Consider the following 21,239-nt stretch of genomic DNA (forward strand, 5'->3'; position numbering starts at 1 on the left):
CGCGCGAAATACTTAATCGTAGCCGATACTCGGATAGCGCTCGCGAATCCGCGAGCGAGACGGCCGCGGCGCTCGCCCGCTCAGCCCAGGTACGCGGTCGCGTCCAGTTCCACCCGGACGTCCTCGGGGAGCCGCGAGACCTCGACGCAGACTCGAGCCGGCAGCGTTTCGTCGAACCGCGCGCCGTAGGCCTCGTTGACCCGCTCGTAGTCCGCGAGGTCGGTCAGGTAGACGGTGACTTTGACGACGTCCGCGAGGGCGTCGCCGCCGGCCGCGTCGACGACCGCGGCGACGTTGTCGAGCGCGCGCCCGGTCTGGGTTTGGACGTCGCCGTCGACGACAGCGCCCGTCTCGGGATCGACGGGGCCGTAGCCGGAGACGTACAGCGTGTCGCCGGCGCGGACGCCCTGCGAGTAGGGATTGTCGTTGCTCGGTGCGTCGTCGGTTTCGATGGAATCGATATCGGACATGGAACCAGTGGTCTCGCCGCTCGCGTCTCAGGCGGTTCGTTTCGCTTCCGCGGTCACGTCCTCGATCGCTTCGACGACGACGTCGAGTGCGGTCTCGGCCAGCTCGTGTGTGAGCACCAGCGGCGGCAGGAACCGGAGGACGTTGCCGTGGCGGCCGGCCGTCCAGACGAGGACACCCCGCTCGAAGCAGTACTGCTGGATGGCGTCGACGAGGTCGCCGTCCGGCGTCCCGTCGGCGTCGACGAACTCCGCGCCGACGAACAGTCCCTTGCCGCGGACGTCGGCGAGCCGCTCGTTCCCGTCGCCGGCCTCGCGGAGCCGGTCCTGAATATACTCGCCGAGATCGCGGGCGTGCGCGAGGAGGTCGTGCTCCTGGATGTACTCGATGGCCCGCGTCCCGGCTCGCATCCCAACGACGTGGCCCCGGTAGGTGCCGGCGTGGTCGCCCGACCCCCACGTGTCCAGGTCCTCGTGGTACATGGTGGCCGAGAGCGGAAAGCCGACGCCGCCGAGGGCCTTCGCGGAGGTCATCGCGTCGGGGGTGACCCCCTCCCAATCGCTGGCCCACCACTGCCCGGTACGGCCGAGGCCGCTCTGGATCTCGTCGAAGACGAGCGTGACGTCGTTGTCGTCGGCGATGTCGCGCAGCCCCTGCAGGAAGCCCGTCGGCGGCGTGACGATCCCGCCCTCGCCCTGAATCGGCTCGACGATGATACCGGCCGGATTCGCCAGCCCGCCGTAAGGGTCCTCGACGATGGCCTGTACCTCCTCCAGGGCGTGGTCGACCGCTTCCTCGGGCGTCTTGTCCTGTCGGAACGGGTGCGGGTAGGGCGCGTGGACGACGTCCGAGAGCAGCGGCGTGTAGTGTTCTTTGAACTTCTTGTTCGACGTGACACTCATCGCACCGGTCGTCGCGCCGTGGTAGGCACCGCGGAACGCGATCAGGCCGTCGCCGCCGGTGTTGTACTTGGACAGTTTGATCGACGCTTCGATGGCGTCGCTGCCGGTCGGGCCGCCGAAGACGACCTTGTTCTGCCCCTGCAGCCCCTCGGGCGCGATCTCGTCGAGCTTCTCGATCAGCTCGAGGCGCGCCTCGGTCGGAAAGTCGACCGTGTGGACGAACTTGTCCGCCTGTTCGTGGACTGCCTCGAGCACGTAGGGGTTCGAGTGCCCGACGTTGAGCACGCCGATCCCCGCGAAGAGATCGATGTAGGTGTTGCCGTCGGCGTCGCGAACCGTCGCGCCCTTGCCCTCCTCGAAGGCGATCGGAATGTCGTCCGGGTAGGCGACCGCACTACTGTCGATCTCCCGCTGTTTCTCGAGCAGCGCTCGGGTGTTCGGGCCGGGGACGGAATCGACGGTCGGTGCATCCTCGAAGTGGAGTTCGTCTATCGGCGGTCCTGCCGTCATACGTATGCGAAAGTGGAACGCTCATAAATAATTTGTCCACAATATCCATGCAGACCATATACAGATACTGAACACAATCTGGGCCCGGTGCGGGAGAGCGATTTCGGAGCGGAACCGTCGCCAGTACAGGGGAGCGGTTCGGCCGAACGACCGCCGACGGAGAGCCGATACGCGAGTCACGTCCCGTACCGCGCTCCTCGTCCGGAGTCCCGATCCGAACCCTCCTTCGAGGGATTCAACCCGTCAATTTTCGGGGATCGTCAATATACTGCCAGAAGAATACGGATCCAGCAATGTAATCAGGGAGTTTATCACCACGACCGACACAAATCCGAATCAATGAACACCCCAAGTCGCGCACGCGGTCCGCCGAGACGATCGGTATCGAACGCGATCCGCCGACGGGAGCAGCGACGAAATCGACGCTACGAGGGTGGAGCCTCGGTTACCGGAGGAGTCGCCGGGACCGAGGCCGACGGAGGTGCTCCCGTATGAGCGCCGACGAGGAACTCGCCAAGGACCTCGGCCTGCTCTCGGCGATCGCGATCGGTATCGGTACCATGATCGGGGCCGGCATCTTCGTGCTGCCCGGCACTGCGGTCGCTCGAGCGGGGCCGCTCGCGGCGCTGACGTTCGTCATCGGCGGTGTCACCGCGCTGTTCACGGCGCTCTCGGCCTCGGAGCTGGGAACGGCGATGCCGAAATCGGGCGGGGCCTACTTCTACATCAACCGCGCGCTCGGCCCGCTGTTCGGGTCGATAAGCGGCTGGGCCAACTGGCTGGGACTGGCCTTCGCGTCCGCGTTCTACATGTACGGCTTCGGCGAGTACGTCAACCAGCTCGTCGGCGCACCGGCGCTCGGCCTCGGCCCGGTGACGATCTCGGCGGCCCAGACGATCGGGCTCGTCGGCGCGGCGCTGTTCATCGCGATCAACTACATGGGCGCCAAGGAGACCGGCGGCCTCCAGATCGGAATCGTGCTCACGTTGCTCGCGATCCTCGGCACGTTCACCGTCGTCGGACTCCTGAACGCCGACCTCGAGTCGTTGCGGCCGTTCGCACCGCCGGGAACCACCGAGCAGGTGCTCCCGGTGACCGCCATCGTCTTCATCTCCTATCTCGGCTTCGTCCAGATCACCTCCGTCGCCGAGGAGATCAAAAATCCCGGCCGGAACCTTCCGCTCGCCGTCATCGGTTCGGTCGTCATCGTCACAGTCGTCTACGCCCTGTTTCTCGTCGTATTGCTGGCAGCAGTACCGAACGAAGAGGTGGCGGGGAACAAGACGGCAGTTGTCGATGCCGCCGAATTGCTGTTCGGTCAGTACGGCATCTTCGGGTTCGGTCTGGGCACGGTCGGCTGGGGCCTGTTGTTGCTCGGGGGGCTCCTGGCGACGGCCTCGAGCGCGAACGCGTCGATCCTCTCGTCGTCCCGGATCAACTTCGCGATGGGGCGAGAGAAGATCATCTCGCCGTCGGTCAACGAGATCCATCCCCGCTTCGGGACACCGTACAAGTCGATCCTGATCACCGGGGGGCTCATCATCGCCTTCCTCCTCTTTGGCAACCTCGAGATCCTCTCGACCGCCGGCTCGGTCCTTCACCTGATCGTCTACGGCCTGTTGAACATCGCACTGATCGTCATGCGGGAGGCCGAGCCCGCGGACTACGACCCCGACTTCGAGGTCCCGCTGTATCCGATCGTCCCGATCATCGGGACGATCTCGTCGTTCGCGCTGATCGCGTACATCGAGCCGTTCGTCATCCTCCTCTCGGCGGGACTCGTCGTCTTCGCGGGGGCGTGGTACCTGCTGTACGCCCGCCAGCGCGTCGAGAGCGCCGGCGTCTTCGCCGGCTGGATCCTCGACCGGTCCGAGGAGTTACCCGACGCCGCGGTGGCCGCGGCCGACACGGTTCGGCCCGACGCCGCCAAGACGCCCGCCGCGGGCACGAACGGCGGCTTCCGCGTGATGGTCCCCCTCTCGAACCCCCGGACCGAGAAAGACCTCATCACGCTCGGCGGCGCTATCGCGAAGCAACGCGGCGGGACGGTCCACGCGGTCCACATCGTGCAGGTGCCCGACCAGACGCCGCTCAAACGCGCCGGACAGAACGAACGGATCGACGCCGAGTCCCAGAAGTTACTCGAGCAGGCACGGGCCGACGCCGAGACGTTCGGCGCGCCGGTCGAGACGCACACGGTACTCTCACACCGCTCGTTCGAGGAGGTGTTCGACGCCGCCCGGACATTCGACGCCGATCAGGTCGTGATGGGCTGGGGGCCTACCTCCCACGGCCGCGCGGAGTCGCGCATCGACGAGCTGACCCACGATCTGCCCTGTGACTTCCTGATGTTGAAAGGGCGGGCGTTCGATCCCAGCCGAATCCTGTTGCCGACGGCCGGCGGCCCGGACTCCGTGCTCGGCGCGGACGTCGTCCGGTTGCTCCGCGAGGAGTTCGACTCCCACGTGACGCTCCTGCACGCCCTCTCCGAGGACGAGTCCCAGGCGGAGGGGCGGCAGTTCCTCGAGGAGTGGGCCGCCGAGAACGAGCTGGCCGACGCCGAGCTGATCGTCGACGACCGGGACGTCGAGACCGCCATCGACGACGCGGCTACCGACGCGACGCTGGTCGTGGTCGGTGCGACCGAGCGCGGGCTCCTCTCCCGGGTCGTCCGGGGGTCGCTGGTGCTCGACGTCCTCGACGACGTCGACTGTTCGGTGTTGCTCGCCGAGACGGCCCGCGAGCGGAGCATTCGCGAGCGGCTGCTGGGCCTCGAGAAGGAGTAGCCGCCGGGCCGCCCGGGTGATCAGCCGCCGCGACCCGTTCGAGAAACGGAGGAACAATCTTAGGCGTGGCGGCCATTCTTTCTGATATGATCCCGCCGATCGCGAGCCGGTTCGTCGCGGGGGAGTCGCCCGCCGAAGCGCTCGATCACGTCCGCCGACTGAACGAGCGCGACGTCAAGGCGATCCTCAACCTCCTCGGAGAGCACTACGACGAGCGCGGCCCCGTCGCCGACGACGCCGCCGAGTACCGCCAGCTCGTCGACGATATCGCAGGGTCGGGGCTCGAAGCGAGCGTCTCCGTCAAACCCTCGCAACTGGGACTGGACCTCGGCGAGGACGTCTTCCGGTCGGAGCTGTCGGATATCGTCGACGCGGCGGCCGACCGCGGCGTCTTCGTCTGGATCGACATGGAGGATCACACGACGACCGACGCGACGCTGGACGCCTTCGAGGACGTCGCGCGCGAACACGACGGCGGCGTCGGCGTCTGCGTGCAGGCGAACCTCCGGCGGACGCGGGCGGACGTCGAACGCCTCGCGGACGTCCCCGGCAAGGTCCGCTTCGTCAAGGGGGCGTACGACCCGCCGGCAGACGTGGCCTACGCGGACGCGGAACGGATCGACCGGGAGTACCGGGACCTGCTCGAGTACGCGTTCGAACACTACGACGGCGGCATCGCGGTCGGGAGCCACGATCCGGAGATGATCGACTACGCGAAGGGGTTGCACGAGCGGTTCGGGACCGGGTTCGAGATCCAGATGCTCATGGGCGTGCGCGAGGACGCCCAATACGAGTTGGCCGAGGAGTACGCGGTCTGGCAGTACGTCCCCTACGGCGGCCGGTGGAAGTCGTACTTCTATCGGCGGGTCACCGAGGGCAGCAAGAACCTCCGGTTCGCGATCCGGGCGGTCCTCAGCAGCTGAGACGTCGCCGGGGCCCCGGTGCGGACTACGTCAGGAGGCCCCCGTCCTCGTCGATCACGAGTTCGCAGTCGTCACAGAGCCACCAGCCCACGAGCGGATCGCGGGCGGGGAGTTCGGCACCACACTCGGGGCACCGTTTCGACTCGCGGGCTCGAGGGCCAGTCCGGGTCATCCGTCACCCCCTCGAGCGGCGAGGTCGGTCTCCTGCGAGCGCTCGGTCGTGGAAGGGGCGGCCAGCGTCGGATAGAGGCGGGCGCGGGTGTGGAACGGTTCGTGGCCGCGTACGCGACGGGCAATGGCCTCGAGACAGTCGCGCTGGACGGCGGTGCGGTCGGTCCAGGCGGTGCTCCCGTCGGCTCGGAGAGCCGAGCAGGATTGCTTCGTCTCACTCGGCTCACCACCGTCAGAACGAAGTTCTGACGAGGATCGCCTCGGTCCACTCGGCTCACCGCCGTCAGAACGAAGTTCTGACGAGGATCGCCTCGATCCACTCGGCTCACCGACGTCGAAATTTCGTTCCGACGAGGATCGCCTCGGTCCACTCGGCTCACCGCCGTCGAAACTCGGACGATCTACAAGTGATGCGTCTCCTCGTGCGAGGCGTTCGGAATTCGTCCGCTTGTCTTCGAGCATGGCTTCCGAAGGGCGATTACGGTAGTTTCTCGCGGAACCAGTGTTCCGGAACCGATCCATTATTTCGGGACCTGTGAGAGTCGGGTCCGCGTCTCGCTCTTCACCCCGCATATCGATCAATATCGTAATAAGTGTTGACCTAATATATGGTCAGTATGGCACATAATCTGTCCAAGATTCGAAAATACCGGTGACATTATACGAGTACTACCAGTGATTGGTATCGTGCGTCATCGGCCTCGTTGGATGAGTAAGAACGACGATACGATCCTGGAGTTCTTAGCAGAGACAGGTGCCGCCTTCTCGAAACGCGGCCTCGAGGTGAATTTCGAACGGCGTGATATCGAGGTCTCCTACTCCACGATCAAACGGCGGATACAGAGACTCGAGGCGGCGGGGCTGACCGAATGCGTCGAAGACAGCGGGGGATACTACGAGATAACGGATTTCGGTGAGCGGTACCTGCATGGCGATCTCGACGATGACGAACTGGCCGAGCTGAAAGGACGGTCGCCGTAACCTGGCGTCGCTTCGGTGAGGTTGCGTCGCGGATCGAGGTTCGCTAGCGCAGTGAACTCGAGCGACACGAAGACGGAGTCAAGCGTTCTGCTCGGCCGGCAACGCGGAATTTCCACACCCCCCAACCGATTCGCCCGGTCATGCTTCCCTCGCTCACCCCTCGCGCAGCGTTGCGCCGCGGTTCACCGCGGCACGGCGCGTGCCACCGCACCGGCACAGCGCGCACCACCGCACCCGGTCGCTCGGTCCAGCGGAGTGAGTCGCTCGTGGAGTCGTGCCGAGAGGCCCGTGCCTCGAGATCAAAGGATAGTCTAAAGGCAAACGGCTCCATCGTGGTGGACATATGACGACGACGCTCGGAACGGCGAGCGCGGGGCCCGGCGAGATCGATACGGGGCGTCTCGAGATCGGGGAGACGCGGGACGGAAGCCCGTTCGGACTGCCGGTCGCGGTGGTAAACGGCGAGCGGGCGGGGAAGACCCTCTACGTGCAGGCGGCCAGTGACGGCGACGAACTCAACGGCGTCGGGGTCGTCCAGCGCGTCGTGCCGCAACTCGATCCCGCCGAGATTTCGGGGACGATCCTCGTCGTGGGGATCGTCAACTACCACGCCTTCCAGGTGGCCGAACACCGCAACCCGATCGACGACACGAAGATGAATCGGGCCTACCCCGGAAACGAGGGAGGGACCTCGAGCGAGCGGATCGCGGCCGCCACGTTCGACGCCGCGACCCGGGCGGACCTGATCCTCGACCTCCATCAGGGGTCGACCAGCCGGATGCTGAACGAGGTTCGCGTCCGCTGTGGAAAGCGCCACCGGCTCCACGACCAGTGTCTCGAGCTCGCGAAGGCCTTCGGCTGCGGCTACGTGCTCGACCAGAAGGGCCCCGACGGCCAGCTGGCCCGCGCTGCCCCCGACGAGGGGACGCCGACCGTCGACCCCGAACTCGGCGGGGCCGTCGGCTGGGACGAGGAGAGCATTCGGATCGGCGTCGAGGGCGTATTCAACGTCCTCCGGTATTACAACTTCCTGGAGGGCGACCAGCCCCTCGAGCCCCAGACGCGAGCGCGCGGGTTCGAGCAGTACGGCGCTCCGGCGGGCGGACTCGTGACCCTGCACAAGGAACTCGGCGATCGGGTTCGACCGGGCGAGACGCTGTTCGAAGTGACGACCCCCTTCGGCGAACCGAAGGCCGAGGTGACCGCCGACGGCGACGGCATCCTCTGGCGGACGCGGCGGCTCCCGCAGGTCGCGACCGGCGAGTACGTCTGTTCGGTCGGCACCGATATCGGTGAGTACTGATGGCGTCCGATCTCACCTGCCACGACTGCGGTGCCGTCTACGAGGCCGGCCCGGACGAGCCCTGGCGCTGCGCCTGCGGCCGCGCGCTGGAGTTCACCGAGCGGCCCCATCCGCAGGGCGATCCGCTCCCGTTGCACAGCCTCGACACCAGCGAGGGGCTGTGGACGTTCTTCGAGTTCCTCCCGATCGAGAAACACGTCACCTTCTACGAGGGCTTCACCCCGATGGTCGACGCGCCCGACTGGGACGCCCAGTTCAAACTCGAGTACGTCTTTCCGACCGGCTCGTTCAAGGACCGCGGCGCGACGACGACCCTCTCGCGGGCCGTCGAACTCGGCGTCGAGAAGGTCATCGAGGATTCCTCCGGAAACGCGGGCGCGTCGATCGCAACCTACGCGGCTCGAGCGGGCCTCGACGCGGACATCTACGTTCCCGCGGACGTCAAACAGTCGAAGCTGATGACGATCCAGCGGGCCGACGCCCGACCCGTTCGGGTCGACGGGACCCGCGGCGACGTCACGGCCGCCTGTCTCGAGGCCGTCGAAGGCGACGACGGGGACGACGGCGAGCCGGCGGCCGAGGGCGACGCGCCGTTCCAGACCGGCACGGGCTGGTACGCCAGCCACGCCTGGAACCCCGCGTTCTACGCCGGGACGATGACGTTCGCGTTCGAGGTGGCCGCCCAGCAGGGGTGGACCGTCCCCGACGCCGTCGTGCTCCCGATCGGACACGGGACGCTCTTCCTCGGCGCGTACCGCGGCTTCTCGCTGCTGAACGAGGCCGGTATCGTCGACGGAATGCCCCGCCTACTCGGCGCACAGGCGGCCGGCTACGCGCCCATCGTCGCCGCGGTCGGCGGCGAGACGACCGACGAGGAGGGCGAGGGGACGTCGATCGCCGACGGCATCAAGATCACCGAACCCGCTCGCGGAACCGAGATCCTCGACGCGATCGAGGAGACCGACGGCGACGCGATCGCGCTCGGCGGCGACCCGATCGAGACCGCGCTCGACCGACTCCACCGCAACGGGTTCTACGTCGAGCCCACCTGTGCGGTCGCGGCGGCGGCCCTCGATCAGTACCGCGAGACCGGCGTCCTCGACGCGGACGACGACGTCGTCGTCCCGCTGACCGGCAGCGGACTGAAAACGCTTTGAACCAGCAGTCACGACGACTCGATAGATGGTCAGCAGACCGCCGACGTTCTGTCCCGACTGCGGCACCCGCCTCGAGTCGACCGCGTTCGACGAGCGCGAGCGCATGCGCTGTCCGGTCTGCGCGACGATCGTCTGGCACAACCCGGTCCCCTGTGCCGGCGTCGCGGTGGTCGATCGGTCGGGGCCGGAGCCGGCCGTGCTCTGCGTCGAACGGGGCGTCCCGCCCGGGATCGGCGAGTGGACGATCCCGGGCGGCCACATGGAGATCGGCGAGGAGCCGTCCGAATCGGCCGCTCGCGAACTCGAGGAGGAGACCGGCGTCGCCGTCGATCCGACGGCGCTCGAGATTCTGAGCGCGTCCGCGATGCCGCCTCGAGATGGAAAACACGTCGTGACGGTTCACTACGTGGTCGAGCGCGCCGACGCGGCGGGCGAGCCGGTGGCCGGGAGCGACGCGGCGGACGCCCGGTTCTGGACGCCGGCCGAGTTCGACGCCTCCGGGGAGACCTTCCGCCCGGTCCACGAGGACCGGTTCCGCGAGGCGGCCGGGCTGTTCGAGTAGCCCCCATCGCCGACGACGCTCTCGGACGAACCGGTACACGGCGGGATCAGGGGATTCATTAGCGACCCGACCCAGGTCCGGACGATGAGTATACCGTCGTTCGCCATCGGGATCGCCGGCGGCACGGGTGCCGGGAAGACGACGGTCGCACGCACGGTCGCGGAGACCGTCGGCGAGGCCGTCACGCGGATCCCGCTCGACAACTATTACGAGGACCTCTCGCATCTGGCGTTCGAGGAGCGCGAGGAGATCAACTACGACCACCCCGACGCGTTCGAGTGGGAACTACTCCGGGAGCAACTCGACGCGCTGTTGACCGGCCGATCGATCGAGATGCCCCAGTACGACTTCGAACTGCACAACCGCACCGACGAACGCGTCACCGTCGAGCCCTCCGACATCATCGTCCTCGAGGGAATCCTCTCCCTCCACGACGAGGAGATCCGCGAGATGCTCGATCTGCGGGTGTACGTGATGACCGACGCGGACGTCCGCATCCTGCGCCGGATCGAACGCGACGTCATCGAGCGCGGCCGCGACCTCGAGGGCGTCATCGACCAGTACCTCGAGACGGTCAAGCCGATGCACGAGCGGTTCGTCGCCCCGACGAAGAAGCAGGCCGACGTGATCATTCCCGAGGGCGCGAATCGGATGGCGCTCGATCTCCTGATCGAGAAAGTGCAGGCCGAACTGCCGGACGACTCGGGGCGATCCGACGGCCCGGAGCGCGAACTGTCGCTCGACGGACAGGCGATCAACTGACCGCCGTCGAAACGAAACCCGACATTCCTTTACTCGAGCCCTGAATACGGGCCGGTATGTTCCTCACCCTACGCGCGGAGGTCGAGGACGCCCTCGAGCGGGCGCTCTCGGAACTCGACTTTCCGACGGACGATCTCGGAATCGAAGAACCGCCGGACGACGTCGACAGCGTTCTCGCCTCGAGCGTTGCGTTCCGCCTCGCGGGCGAGGCGGGCGCGCCCCCACCGCAGGTCGCCGGGCGGATCGCCGACGAGATCGACGCCGACGAGTTGACCTACGTCTCCGACGTGCAACCGCAAGGTCCCTATCTCAATTTCCTGCCGAGCGCCGCCTACCTCGCCGAGACGCTCGAGGAGGCGACCGACGAGACGTACGGACACCTCTCGGACCGCGACGAGTCGATCGTCGTCGAGCACACGAGCGCGAACCCGACGGGACCGGTCCACGTCGGCCGCGCGCGGAACCCGGTCATCGGGGACGCGGTGGCCAACCTGCTCGATTTCGCCGGCTACGACGTCGATCGCCACTACTACGTCAACGACGCCGGCCGGCAGATGGCCGTCTTCACCTGGGCCTACGAGACCTTCGACGAGGACGACCTCGACGAGCCGCCCGAGCGCGACCGCATCGAGTACGACCTCGTGCGCTACTACCGCAAGGGTAACGCCTACCTCGAGAACGCCGCCGAGGACGAGGTCGAGGCGGCCGAAGCCGAGATCGAATCGATCATGCAGGGGCTAGAGGCTGGCGACGACGAGGCCTACGAGCGGGTCAGCGAGGTCGTCGACCAGGTGCTGGGCGGCATGACGGAGTGTCTCGCGCGCCTGCCCGCCGAGTTCGACGAGTTCGTCAAGGAGACGCGGTTCATGCGCTCGGGCGCGACCGACGACCTCGTCGACCGCCTCAAGGAGCTCGACGAATCCGTCTACGAGGAGGACGCCTGGCAGCTCGAGCTCGACGAGTACGGGATCGACAAGAACCTCGTCTTCCTGCGTTCGGACGGCACCTCGCTGTACGCCACCCGCGACCTGGCACACCACGAGTGGAAGTTCGACGAGTACGACCGCGCGGTGACGGTGCTGGGCGAGGACCACAAGCTGCAGGCGAAGCAGGTCCGAACGGCTCTCGAACTGCTGGGCAACGAGACGGACCCGCTCCGGCAGGTCCTCTACTCGTACGTCAACCTCCCGGAAGGGAAGATGAGCACGCGCCGGGGCACCGGCGTCGACCTCGACGATCTGCTCGACGAGGCGATCGACCGCGCTCGCGGCGAGGTCGAGGACCGGTTGGACGACCGCATCCGCGACGACGAACTGGACGACGAGGACATCGAGCGCATCGCCCACCAGGTCGGGATCGGTGCCGTTCGCTACGACATCGTCGCCAAACAGCCGACGAAGGCGATCACCTTCGAGTGGGACCGCGCGCTGGACTTCGAGGCCCAGTCCGCCCCGTACGTCCAGTACGTCCACGCCCGGTGCTGTGGCATTCTCGAGGAAGCGGGAATCGACCCCGAAACCGGCATGGACGACGTCGAGACCGCCGTCGACGCCGACCTACTCGAGACCGACGCGGAACGGGACCTGCTCGAGACGATCGCCCGGTTCCCGGCCGTCGTCGACGAAGCGGCCGACGACCTCGAGCCACACCAGATCGCGACGTACACGCGCGAGTTCGCCGACCGGTTCAACGGCTTCTACCGGGAGTGTCCCGTCCTCGCCGACGACGTCGATCCCGCGGTCCGCGACGCGCGGCTGGCGCTGGTCGCGGCCTCGAAGCACGCGGTCGCGAACGCCCTGTCGATCCTGGGCGTGGCCGCGCCGCGGTCGATGTGAGCGGGCCGGTTGCCGTTGCTGTCGCTGTCGCCGTTACCACCCACCCGTCGTCCGATCACCGCCCGTAACGGCGGGCGACCGCGGGGCTACTCGCCGTTGCGGTCGAAAGAACGAGCGGTCTGTGTCACCGGGTCGGCGCGGACTACGTCTCGTCGGTGGTATCGAGGACGGTCTCGATGAACTCGTCTTCGCTCATCTCGTCGTTGATGAACGCGATCGCCCACTGGACGTCGACGTAGAACGACATCACCTTCGCGCCGTCGGACTCGAGCACCCACGTGACGCTCTTGATCTCGGCTTTGAACTTCTCGCGGTCGGTGATCGCCGCAGCGAGGGCCCTTCCGAGGGACTCGAGCTCCGTTCGCAGCCGTTCGGGGTCGGTCGTGGTCGTCGTCGCGACGACGTCGACCTCGTCGCCGTCCTTGTTGACGTCCTTGATCGAGATCTTGTCGCTGTCGAGTGTCAGTTTGTCGCTGTCGAGGCCCGGGACCTTCGGCTTGGTATCGGTCTCGGTTTCGTTGGTATCGCCGTTCCCGTTGCCGCCCAGTGATTCGTCATCGTTGTCGTCGCCGTCGTTGTTCGATTCGGAGTCGTCGCCAGTCTCGTCACTGGAACAACCCGCGAGCACGGTTGCGAGCGCTGCGCCACTGCCGAGGAGGATCTTTCGTCGCTCCATGGGCGACCCATCGAGAACAGTCATGATTAGTAATCAGTTCGTTATCGTCTCTGTCCTCGAGAGCGACTATTTCGGGCAGTTTCGAGAGCGACAACCGCCCCGGAAACGACCGACAAACGGTTCGAAACGAGTTGATTCCGCGCCGAACGGGTCGACACGCCGAGCACGACGTTCGTTCGGCGATGACGGTCACGTTCGGGTGGTAATCACTGCGTTCGAACGAAGCCGGGTCGGAAAATGACGGTTCGACGGCGGAAAGCACCGATTACCGACGGGGAGACCGTCGAGTTCCGGACTCTCGACGGTCACGCGCCACGAGGCGGTCAGCCGTCGGATTCCGCCTCGGTGATCGCACTCGAGACGTCGTCGTGTGCCGCCTCCCGACTGTCGTCGTCTCGCTCCGGACCGCCCCCGCTCGAGACGGCAGCCCCGTCGCCGTCCTGCTCGAGGTCGATGGCTGCGGACCCGTCGGGATCGCGCTCGCCGCCGTCGGTCGAGACCGACACGTCGACGCCGGTCAGGTCCGCCGCGAGCCGTCGGTAGGCGACCGCAGCGGGCCCGTCGGGTTCGAAGACGACCAGCGGCGTTCCGGCGTAGACGCTATCGCGGGCCTCCGGGTCTTCGGGAATCGTCCCGAGCAGGGGGGTCTCGAGGCGGCCGGCGATCTCCTCGTGGGAGATGTCGCCGTCCGGACGGGTACGGGTGAGGACGAGGCCGGCGATCTCACCGCCCGCGCGGTCGGTGAGCTCGATGGTCTTCGTCGTGTCGTGGACGGCGGCCGGCTCGGGCGTCGAGACGAGGACGACGGCGTCGGCCAGTCCCAGCGGGAGGACGGTCTCGTGGCTGATGCCGGCACCGACGTCGAGAAAGACGTAGTCGAACTGGGATCGCAGCTCTTCGACGACGTCGCGCAGCCCCTCGGGGGAGGTTTCGGCGTACTCGTCGAGGCTGGTCCCGCTGGGGACAGCGACGATATTATCCGCCAACCGATAGGTCGCGTCGTCGATCGATGCATCTCCGGCTAACACGTCGTAGAGGGTAGTGGAGTCGGGGTTGAGACTGACGAACCCGGCGAGGTTCGCCATGCCGAGGTCGGCGTCGACGATGGCGACGCGCTCGCCGGCCTCTGCGAGGGCCGTCCCGAGGTTTACCGTCGTCGTCGTCTTTCCGACGCCGCCCTTCCCGCTCGCGATGGCGTAGACCGTCTCGTGAGACATACGTGGATACTGTCCGGACCCTAGAACGGGAACACCTTAAATCGTGACCTCACCGCCCGCGTCGTTCCAGACTGGCGACACGTCTCTGACGGGGCCCGACACGGTCCGTTCCGGCGACCGCCAGGGCGGGCGACGTCGTCCGGAACGCCATTTCGTCCCACGCCAGCAGGTGTGTCAAAGGATTCTTACCCACAGCCCCGTTTTATACGGATAATGAGCCAGGAGGGCGAGCAGGAGCAATCCGACCGGAAAAAGTACGAGTTCCGGAAGGTCATCGAGGACCTCAAGGACTACGACGGCTCCGGAACGCAGCTCGTGACGATCTACGTACCCGACGACAGACAGATCAGTGACGTGGTCCAGCACGTCACGCAGGAACACAGCGAAGCGGCCAACATCAAGTCAAAACAGACCCGGACGGCCGTTCAGGACGCGCTGACGAGTATCAAAGACCGGCTGCGATACTACGACACCTACCCGCCGGACAACGGCATCGTCCTGTTCTCCGGGGCCGTCGACTCCGGCGGCGGCCGCACCGACATGGTCACCAAGGTCCTCGAGAGCCCGCCCCAGCCCATCGAGTCGTTCCGCTATCACTGCGACTCTGATTTCCTGACCGAGCCGCTCGAGGAGATGCTCGCCGACAAGGGCCTCTACGGGCTGATCGTCCTCGACCGCCGCGAGGCCAACGTCGGTTGGCTGAAGGGCAAACGCATCGAGCCGGTCAAGTCCGCCTCCTCGCTGGTTCCCGGCAAGCAGCGCAAAGGTGGCCAGTCCGCCCAGCGATTCGCCCGCCTGCGACTCGAGGCCATCGACAACTTCTACCAGGAGGTCGCGGGGATGGCCAACGATCTGTTCGTGCCACGACGCCACGAGCTCGACGGCATCCTCGTCGGCGGTCCCTCGCCGACCAAAGACGAGTTTCTCGACGGCGACTACCTCCACCACGAGATACAGGACAACGTCATCGGGAAGTTCGACGTCGCCTACACCGACGAGTCCGGGCTGAAGGACCTCGTCGACAACGCGGAGGACGCGCTGGCCGACGCCGAGGTGATGAAGGACAAACAGCAGATGGAGGAGTTCTTCGAGGAACTCAACGCCGGCGAGCTGGCGACCTACGGGTTCGAGCAGACCCGTCGGAACCTGATGATGGGGGCGGTCGATCGCCTCCTGATCAGCGAGGACCTCCGGAAGGACGTGATCACCTACGACTGCCCGGAGTGCAGCGAAACCGAGCGCGAAGTGGTCGACCGCCGCAAGTCGACGCCGACTCACACCTGCACCGAGTGCGGCACCGAGGTCGAGGCGACCGAGGAGGACCGCGAGGACGCGATCGACCACCTCATCGAGATCGCCGAACAGCGCGGCACCGAGACCAAGTTCATCTCCACCGACTTCGAGAAGGGCGAGCAGCTCTACAACGCCTTCGGTGGGTTCGCCGGCCTCCTGCGGTACAGCACCGGCGTCTAATCGTCCTGCACTCGCTGCTGTCGCGGATAGCGCTGTCGGTTTCGATAGTTTTCGATCGAAAAAAGGTGTTCGGTCACGGTCGGTCCAGCGACGTTCGCAGCAGGTTCAGATTCGAGTTGAACATGTGGATGTCCCCGCCGAACACCCCCGTATCGCCGGCTCGGAGGCTGCGGTCGCGAACGAAGAGAAATGTAGGTAACCCGGCGTTGTTTCCTCTGTGTCCCTCGTAGCGGATGATGTAGCCGGTCCACTCGTCCGGCCGAGAGATCTCCGGCACCGGGTCGCCGTCGACCTGCAAGAGTTCGACGGTCGTCCCCTGGTCGAGTTTGTCGATCACCTCGAACGCTCGCCCCGGGTAAAGGCATCGCGAGAACCCCAGCACCCGGTTGCTGGTCTGGGCCGATGCCGATCCCGTCGCGGCACTCGTGCCGAGTGCGAGCGCGCCCGCTGCGAGGCCCGCACGCTGCAACACGTCGCGGCGTTCCAGGGTGGTTTCGGTACTAGCGCTTTTACTCCTGTGTGGCATTCTCATCCCCTCCCGCACGTAGGTGGTTCGGTCGAATACCGCATCAAGTCATCGGATGAACACGTTTCACACCCCGATTACTGGGTGGTCGTCGGTCACGGGCCGGGCACGATTCACCGCGTGACCACAGTGTCGCTAGTTGCGGATCGACCGGCCCCGCTTCTCGCGATGCTGATCACGGGTATCGATCGCCCGTCCGTCGCTGGTTTCATCGATGCTGGAGACGAAATCGGCATCCTCGAGACCCGCCTCGAAATCGTCTTCCAGACGTCCCCGATCGGCGAGGTGCTGCGAGCGGTCGCGAGTCGCCCCGTCACGCCCACCAGACGATCCGACGCCAAACGAAATCCGAGGTGATTAACGCTCCCTCGTGGAATCGTCGACCATGACTCTCTCGAACGGACGCGTCCTCGTCACCGGCGGTGCCGGGTTCATCGGCTCCCACCTCACCGAGCGCCTGCTCGAAGACGGAGCCGACGTAACGGTCGTCGACGACCTGTCGAACGGCGACGGTGACCGCGTCCCCGACGCGGCCGACTTCGTCGAGGTCGACCTCACCGACCCAGACACCCTCGTGGGCCGCCTCGACGATATCGACCTCGTCTTCCACCTCGCGGCGTCGAAACACGTCGACACGAATCGGCCCCACGGTCAGTTCGACGACAACACGCAGATGACCCGCAACGTTCTCGAGGCGATGGCCGACGCTGACGCGACCGAGATCGCCTACACCTCCTCGTCGACGGTGTACGGGGAGGCCCCGCGACCGACGCCCGAGGACTACGCGCCGCTCGAGCCGATCAGCGCCTACGGGGCGAGCAAACTCGCGGACGAGGGGTTGCTCTCCGCGCGGGCGCACAGCCACGACCTCACCGTCTGGAACTTCCGCTTCGCGAACGTGGTCGGGCCGCGGCTTCGCGGGGCGGTCGTCCCGGACTTCGTCGAGAAGCTACGGGACGACCCCGAGCACCTGACGATCCTCGGCGACGGCCGCCAGGAGAAGTCGTATCTCCACGTCGAGGACTGTCTCGACGCCATGCTGCACGTCGTCGAGCACGCCGACGACGCGATGAACACCTACAACCTCGGTACGCGCACGACGACCTCGGTCGATCGGATCGCGGCCATCGTCGCCGAGGAGTTGGGCGTCGACCCCGAGCGCGAGTACACCGGCGGCGAGCGCGGCTGGACCGGCGACGTGCCGAAGATGCGGCTCTCGATCGAGAAGCTGTCGGCGCTGGGCTGGGAGCCCCGACTCTCGAGCGACGAGGCGGTCCGTCGCTCGACGCGCGAGATCGTCGACGAACTGCGGTGAACGTCGGAACTGCGAACAGCCGCCATCTCGGAAACGTCCTCGAGAGCGAACGTCGGACCCGATCGGCGGCGTTTTAGGTGGGCTTAAATATGTGCGCTCGAGAGGATGCGCACATGAACGACGGGGACGAGCGGTCGGGGTTGGGGTCGGGGTCGGACGCGGCCGGTAGCGAATCCGGACGTGCCGGGGTCGCCACCGTCCTGACGCGCCGCCGGCTGACGGTCGCCGGGACGATACTCGTCCTGATCGGCCTGTTCGTCGCCCTCCGAGAGATCGATCTCCGGACCGTCGTCGCCGAGATCTCGAGCGCCGATCCGCGACTGCTCGGGGCAGCGGCCGCCGTCTACGCCGTCTCGTGGCCGCTCCGCGGGCGGCGGTACGGCGACGTGCTGGCCGCGATGGGACACCGCGGCGGGACGGCGTTTCCCACGCTGGCGATCTTCGTCAGTCAGACGGCGAACCTCGCGATTCCGGCGCGGGCGGGCGACGCGGTCCGCGCGTACGTGATGAACGCTCACCGTGAGGTTCCCTACACCGCCGGGTTCGCGTCGCTCGCCGTCGAACGGGTGTTCGATCTGGCGACGATCGCCGCGCTCGCGGGGCTCGCGACGGCGTGGCTCGCGCTGAGCGGCGCTGCCGGTCCCCTCCAGATCGTCGCTGAGGCCGGGGGCGCGCGGACCGCGCTCGTCGCCGCGGCGGCCGTGAGCACGGCGACCGTCGGTGTCGGGGTCGTCGTCGTCACGTCCGCCCGGGCGGATCACGGGCTGGGGTCGCGGCTCCGTTCGCGGGCCGCCGGCCGACCGCGCCTCGAGCGGGGGCTCGAGACCGTGCTCCGGTTCGCGGGGGACGTTCAGGTCGTCGCCCGCCAGCCGAGAGCGGTCGCGACCGTCGGGGTCGGGAGCCTGCTGGTGTGGGTACTCGACGTGCTCACGGCGGTCCTCGTCCTCGCGGCGCTCGGCAGCGGGCTCGCGGTCGCCACGCTGCTCGCGGTCGGCACGCTGGCCGTCAGCGTCGGCAACCTCGCGAAGGTCCTCCCACTCTCCCAGGGCGGCGTCGGGCTCTACGAGGCCGCGTTCACCGCGCTCGTCGTCGGCCTCACGCCCGTCGGTGCGGGGACGGCTCTGGCCGCGGCGATCGTCGATCACGCGCTGAAAAACGGCGTGACGCTGGTCGGCGGTGCCGGCGCGGTGGCGTCGCTGGGGATCTCGCTCTCGGACGCGGCGGAGCCGGAGACGGCGCGGGAGACCGACAACTTTTTAGGCGAGCCTAAAAGATAGCGGAGCAATGAGTCAGGATATCTGTGTTATCGTCCCCACGATTCGGGAGTACGAGTGCATGCGCTCGTACTTCGCGAACGCGCGCAATTACGGGTTCGACCTCTCGCGACTCCACGTCGTGCTCGTCACCGAGGACTTCTGCGAGACCGACGAGATGGCAGCCATGCTCGACGAGGAGGGCGTCTCGGGCGAGGTCTTCGACGGGAGCCGTCGCGAGGAGTGGTACGCCGAACACGACGTCGAAGCGTACAGCCACGTCGTGCCGGCGGCGAGTCACGCCGAGACGAGCTTCGGGCTGCTCTACATGTGGGCCCACGAGGAGTTCGACTACGGCTTCTTTATCGACGACGACACCCTGCCACATCCCGACGAGGACTTCTTCGGCACGCACATGGCGAACCTCGCCTTCGAGGGGGAGATCGAGGAAGTCTCCTCGGACGAGCAGTGGGTCAACGTCCTCTATCAGAACGCCGACGAACACGGCCTCTACCCGCGGGGCTACCCCTACTCGGCGATGGACGAGACGGTCGAAACGGGGACGACCGAGATCGACGGCGGCGAGGTCGTCGCCTCGCAGGGACTGTGGACCAACGTCCCCGACCTGGACGCCGTCCGCATCCTCATGGACGGCGATCTCGAGGGGCAGGCACAGACCCGAACCTCGAGCGACGACTTCGGGGACGACTTCGTCGCCGCGCGGGGCAACTACCTCACCGTCTGCTCGATGAATCTCGCCTTCCGGCGCGAGGTGATCCCCGCGTTCTACCAGCTTCCGATGGACGACAACGAGTGGAACGTCGGCCGGTTCGACGACATCTGGTCGGGCGTCTTCCTCAAGCGCGCCTGCGACCTGCTCGGCAAGCGGATCTACAACGGCGCGCCGCTGTGCGAGCACAACAAGGCTCCTCGAAGCACCTTCGACGACCTCAACAACGAGGTGCCGGGACTCGAGCTGAACGAACACCTCTGGCGGATCGTCGACGGCGTGGAACCGACGGCTCAACGGGCCGCTCGGACGGCAGCGCCGTCCGCGGACGAAGTCGGTGCGGACGCCGACTCCTACGCCGACGTCTTCGAGGCGATGGCCGACGAACTCGCCGACGGCGACTGGGAGGCGTACAACAACGGCGCGTTCTTCAACTACGTCGGCGAACACATGCGCGACTGGCTCGACTGTCTGTCCGCCCTCGAGCGGACCGCGCCCGTTGCGGGGAATCGACGCCTATAAGTACATTTAGGCGAGCCTAAAATACATGACGAAGCAATACGGTTCGGCGGGTCGGCGAGCGTTCCTCGCCGGATCGGCCGCGCTCGGAACGGCGGGGCTGGCCGGCTGTACGGGCCTGATCGGGGGAGAAGAGGAAGACGACGAGGGGGAGAACGTCTTCAATCAGATCGGCTCCGGCCGCGCGGGTCGCGGCCAGCCCGGCGGCACGCCGATGTCGGAGCTTCCCGCACTCGAGGGGGAGCTGCACATCTACTCCGGCCGAAACGAGTTCCTCGTCGGGACGCTCATCAGCAGCCTCGAGGACATATACGACGACTTCTCGGTCGAGGGCCCCCGATACGCCGACTCCTCGTATCTGGCGAATCAGATCGCGCAGGCGGGCTCGGCCACCGACGCGGACGTCTTCTTTACGGTCGACTCGGCCGCGCTCGGTGAGGTGGCGAGCGAGGGGCTGTCGAAGAGCCTCTCGGACGACGTCCTGGAGATGGTCCCCGCGGAGTTCCGGACGGACCAGTGGGTCGGGACCTCCGGCCGTATCCGGACCGTCCCGTACAACTCGGACGCGCTCTCCGAGAGCGACATGCCAACGAGTATCGACGCCTACGCCGACTTCGAGGGCGACCTCGGCTGGGCCCCCTCCTACGGCTCCTGCCAGTCGTTCGTCACCGCGATGCGCCTCCTCGAGGGAGAGGACGCGACCAGGGAGTGGCTCCAGAGCGTCGTCGACAACGGGATCACGGCCTACAACGACGAACTGGCAGTCTGTCAGGCCATCGAGGACGGCGAGATCGACGCCGGCTTCACGAACCACTACTACATCCAGCGGGTCCGCGAGAGCACGTCTGATCCCGCCATCGAGACGGCGTTCACCGAGGGCGACGCGGGTGCGACGTTCGACGTCGCAGGTGCGACCGTCCTCGAGAACACGTCGAACCCCGACCTGGCGGAGAACTTCGTCCGCCACCTGCTCTCGGCGGAGGTCCAGGAGTTCTTCGCGGTCGAGACGTTCGAGTACCCGCTCATCCCCGAGGGCGAGCCGGTCGGCGAACTGCCGTCGGTCGACGAGTTGGACGTCCCGGATATCGATCCGGCGGAGCTGTCCGACCTCCAGCCGACGCTGGACCTGATGCGGAGCATCGACGGCATCAGCATCTAACCGGGCAGCAC

General features: G+C 66.8%; 20 protein-coding genes. 14 read left to right on the forward strand and 6 right to left on the reverse strand.

Annotation, left to right across the window (positions count from 1 at the left end; genetic code table 11):
* Positions 1-80: 80 nt before the first annotated feature.
* Both BMX07_RS13890 and BMX07_RS13895 read right to left on the reverse strand, forming a co-directional pair.
* Positions 81-470, reverse strand: coding sequence for a Rid family detoxifying hydrolase (locus BMX07_RS13890; protein WP_090618521.1), 390 nt, complete (start codon positions 468-470; stop codon positions 81-83).
* A gap of 27 nt (positions 471-497) precedes the next feature.
* Entirely contained in the window at positions 498-1,880 is a 1,383-nt protein-coding gene (locus BMX07_RS13895) for an aspartate aminotransferase family protein (RefSeq protein ID WP_090618522.1), read from the reverse strand.
* Positions 1,881-2,371: 491 nt separating this feature from the next.
* Here BMX07_RS13895 and BMX07_RS13900 point away from each other — a divergent pair, with 491 nt between their 5' ends.
* Together BMX07_RS13900 and BMX07_RS13905 are read left to right on the forward strand one after the other, a co-directional pair.
* A complete protein-coding gene (locus BMX07_RS13900; RefSeq protein ID WP_090618523.1) occupies positions 2,372-4,666 on the forward strand; it encodes an amino acid permease in 2,295 nt (764 codons plus the stop codon).
* Positions 4,667-4,752: 86 nt separating this feature from the next.
* Entirely contained in the window at positions 4,753-5,589 is an 837-nt protein-coding gene (locus BMX07_RS13905; RefSeq protein ID WP_090618524.1) for a proline dehydrogenase family protein, read from the forward strand.
* Positions 5,590-5,614: 25 nt separating this feature from the next.
* Here BMX07_RS13905 and BMX07_RS24535 read toward each other — a convergent pair whose 3' ends face one another.
* Positions 5,615-5,761: a hypothetical protein gene (locus tag BMX07_RS24535; RefSeq protein ID WP_175480156.1), complete on the reverse strand. Its 147-nt coding sequence runs from the start codon at positions 5,759-5,761 to the stop codon at positions 5,615-5,617.
* A 707-nt stretch (positions 5,762-6,468) separates the two neighbouring features.
* On the opposite strand from BMX07_RS24535, the gene BMX07_RS13910 reads away from it, so the two are divergent.
* The 6 genes from BMX07_RS13910 (at position 6,469) to argS (ending at position 12,360) form a co-directional block, all read left to right on the forward strand.
* Positions 6,469-6,741, forward strand: coding sequence for a winged-helix domain-containing protein (locus BMX07_RS13910; protein WP_090618525.1), 273 nt, complete (start codon positions 6,469-6,471; stop codon positions 6,739-6,741).
* Between the two features lie 343 nt (positions 6,742-7,084).
* Complete coding sequence (locus BMX07_RS13915; RefSeq protein ID WP_090618526.1) at positions 7,085-8,044, forward strand: succinylglutamate desuccinylase/aspartoacylase family protein; 960 nt, start codon at positions 7,085-7,087, stop codon at positions 8,042-8,044.
* Positions 8,044-9,201, forward strand: coding sequence for a pyridoxal-phosphate dependent enzyme (locus BMX07_RS13920; RefSeq protein ID WP_090618527.1), 1,158 nt, complete (start codon positions 8,044-8,046; stop codon positions 9,199-9,201). The genes BMX07_RS13915 and BMX07_RS13920 overlap by 1 nt, the downstream gene beginning before the upstream one ends.
* A 25-nt stretch (positions 9,202-9,226) precedes the next feature.
* Positions 9,227-9,763, forward strand: coding sequence for an NUDIX hydrolase (locus BMX07_RS13925; RefSeq protein ID WP_090618528.1), 537 nt, complete (start codon positions 9,227-9,229; stop codon positions 9,761-9,763).
* 84 nt (positions 9,764-9,847) lie between these two features.
* Entirely contained in the window at positions 9,848-10,525 is a 678-nt protein-coding gene (gene udk / locus BMX07_RS13930) for a uridine kinase (protein ID WP_090618529.1), read from the forward strand.
* Positions 10,526-10,581: 56 nt separating this feature from the next.
* On the forward strand, positions 10,582-12,360 hold the full coding sequence (argS, locus tag BMX07_RS13935; RefSeq protein ID WP_090618530.1) for an arginine--tRNA ligase: 1,779 nt from the start codon (positions 10,582-10,584) through the stop codon (positions 12,358-12,360).
* Positions 12,361-12,502: 142 nt separating this feature from the next.
* On the opposite strand, the gene BMX07_RS13940 is transcribed toward argS, so the two are convergent.
* Positions 12,503-13,036, reverse strand: a complete 534-nt coding sequence (locus BMX07_RS13940; protein WP_090618531.1) for a DUF8159 domain-containing protein — start codon at positions 13,034-13,036, stop codon at positions 12,503-12,505.
* A gap of 323 nt (positions 13,037-13,359) precedes the next feature.
* Positions 13,360-14,253, reverse strand: a complete 894-nt coding sequence (gene minD, locus BMX07_RS13945) for a cell division ATPase MinD (RefSeq protein ID WP_090618532.1) — start codon at positions 14,251-14,253, stop codon at positions 13,360-13,362.
* A 213-nt stretch (positions 14,254-14,466) separates the two neighbouring features.
* On the opposite strand from minD, the gene prf1 reads away from it, so the two are divergent.
* Positions 14,467-15,726: a peptide chain release factor aRF-1 gene (prf1, locus tag BMX07_RS13950; RefSeq protein WP_090618533.1), complete on the forward strand. Its 1,260-nt coding sequence runs from the start codon at positions 14,467-14,469 to the stop codon at positions 15,724-15,726.
* 73 nt (positions 15,727-15,799) lie between these two features.
* On the opposite strand, the gene BMX07_RS13955 is transcribed toward prf1, so the two are convergent.
* Positions 15,800-16,252: a twin-arginine translocation signal domain-containing protein gene (locus tag BMX07_RS13955; protein ID WP_139210901.1), complete on the reverse strand. Its 453-nt coding sequence runs from the start codon at positions 16,250-16,252 to the stop codon at positions 15,800-15,802.
* 120 nt (positions 16,253-16,372) lie between these two features.
* Between BMX07_RS13955 and BMX07_RS13960 the strand changes: the two genes are divergently transcribed.
* The 5 genes from BMX07_RS13960 to BMX07_RS13980 all read left to right on the forward strand — a co-directional run bounded on the left by BMX07_RS13960 (position 16,373) and on the right by BMX07_RS13980 (position 21,228).
* A complete protein-coding gene (locus BMX07_RS13960) occupies positions 16,373-16,609 on the forward strand; it encodes a hypothetical protein (protein ID WP_139210903.1) in 237 nt (78 codons plus the stop codon).
* A 28-nt stretch (positions 16,610-16,637) separates the two neighbouring features.
* The gene (locus tag BMX07_RS13965) at positions 16,638-17,567 is read left to right on the forward strand and encodes an NAD-dependent epimerase/dehydratase family protein (RefSeq protein WP_090619883.1); all 930 of its coding nucleotides are present in this window, start codon (positions 16,638-16,640) and stop codon (positions 17,565-17,567) included.
* A 113-nt stretch (positions 17,568-17,680) separates the two neighbouring features.
* Complete coding sequence (locus tag BMX07_RS13970; protein WP_090618535.1) at positions 17,681-18,844, forward strand: lysylphosphatidylglycerol synthase transmembrane domain-containing protein; 1,164 nt, start codon at positions 17,681-17,683, stop codon at positions 18,842-18,844.
* 7 nt (positions 18,845-18,851) lie between these two features.
* Positions 18,852-20,072, forward strand: a complete 1,221-nt coding sequence (locus BMX07_RS13975; protein ID WP_090618536.1) for an alpha-1 4-glucan-protein synthase — start codon at positions 18,852-18,854, stop codon at positions 20,070-20,072.
* A 25-nt stretch (positions 20,073-20,097) separates the two neighbouring features.
* On the forward strand, positions 20,098-21,228 hold the full coding sequence (locus BMX07_RS13980; RefSeq protein ID WP_090618537.1) for an extracellular solute-binding protein: 1,131 nt from the start codon (positions 20,098-20,100) through the stop codon (positions 21,226-21,228).
* The last annotated feature ends 11 nt before the right edge of the window (positions 21,229-21,239 follow it).

The sequence above is a fragment of the Natrinema salaciae genome, assembly GCF_900110865.1.
GTDB lineage: Archaea > Halobacteriota > Halobacteria > Halobacteriales > Natrialbaceae > Natrinema > Natrinema salaciae.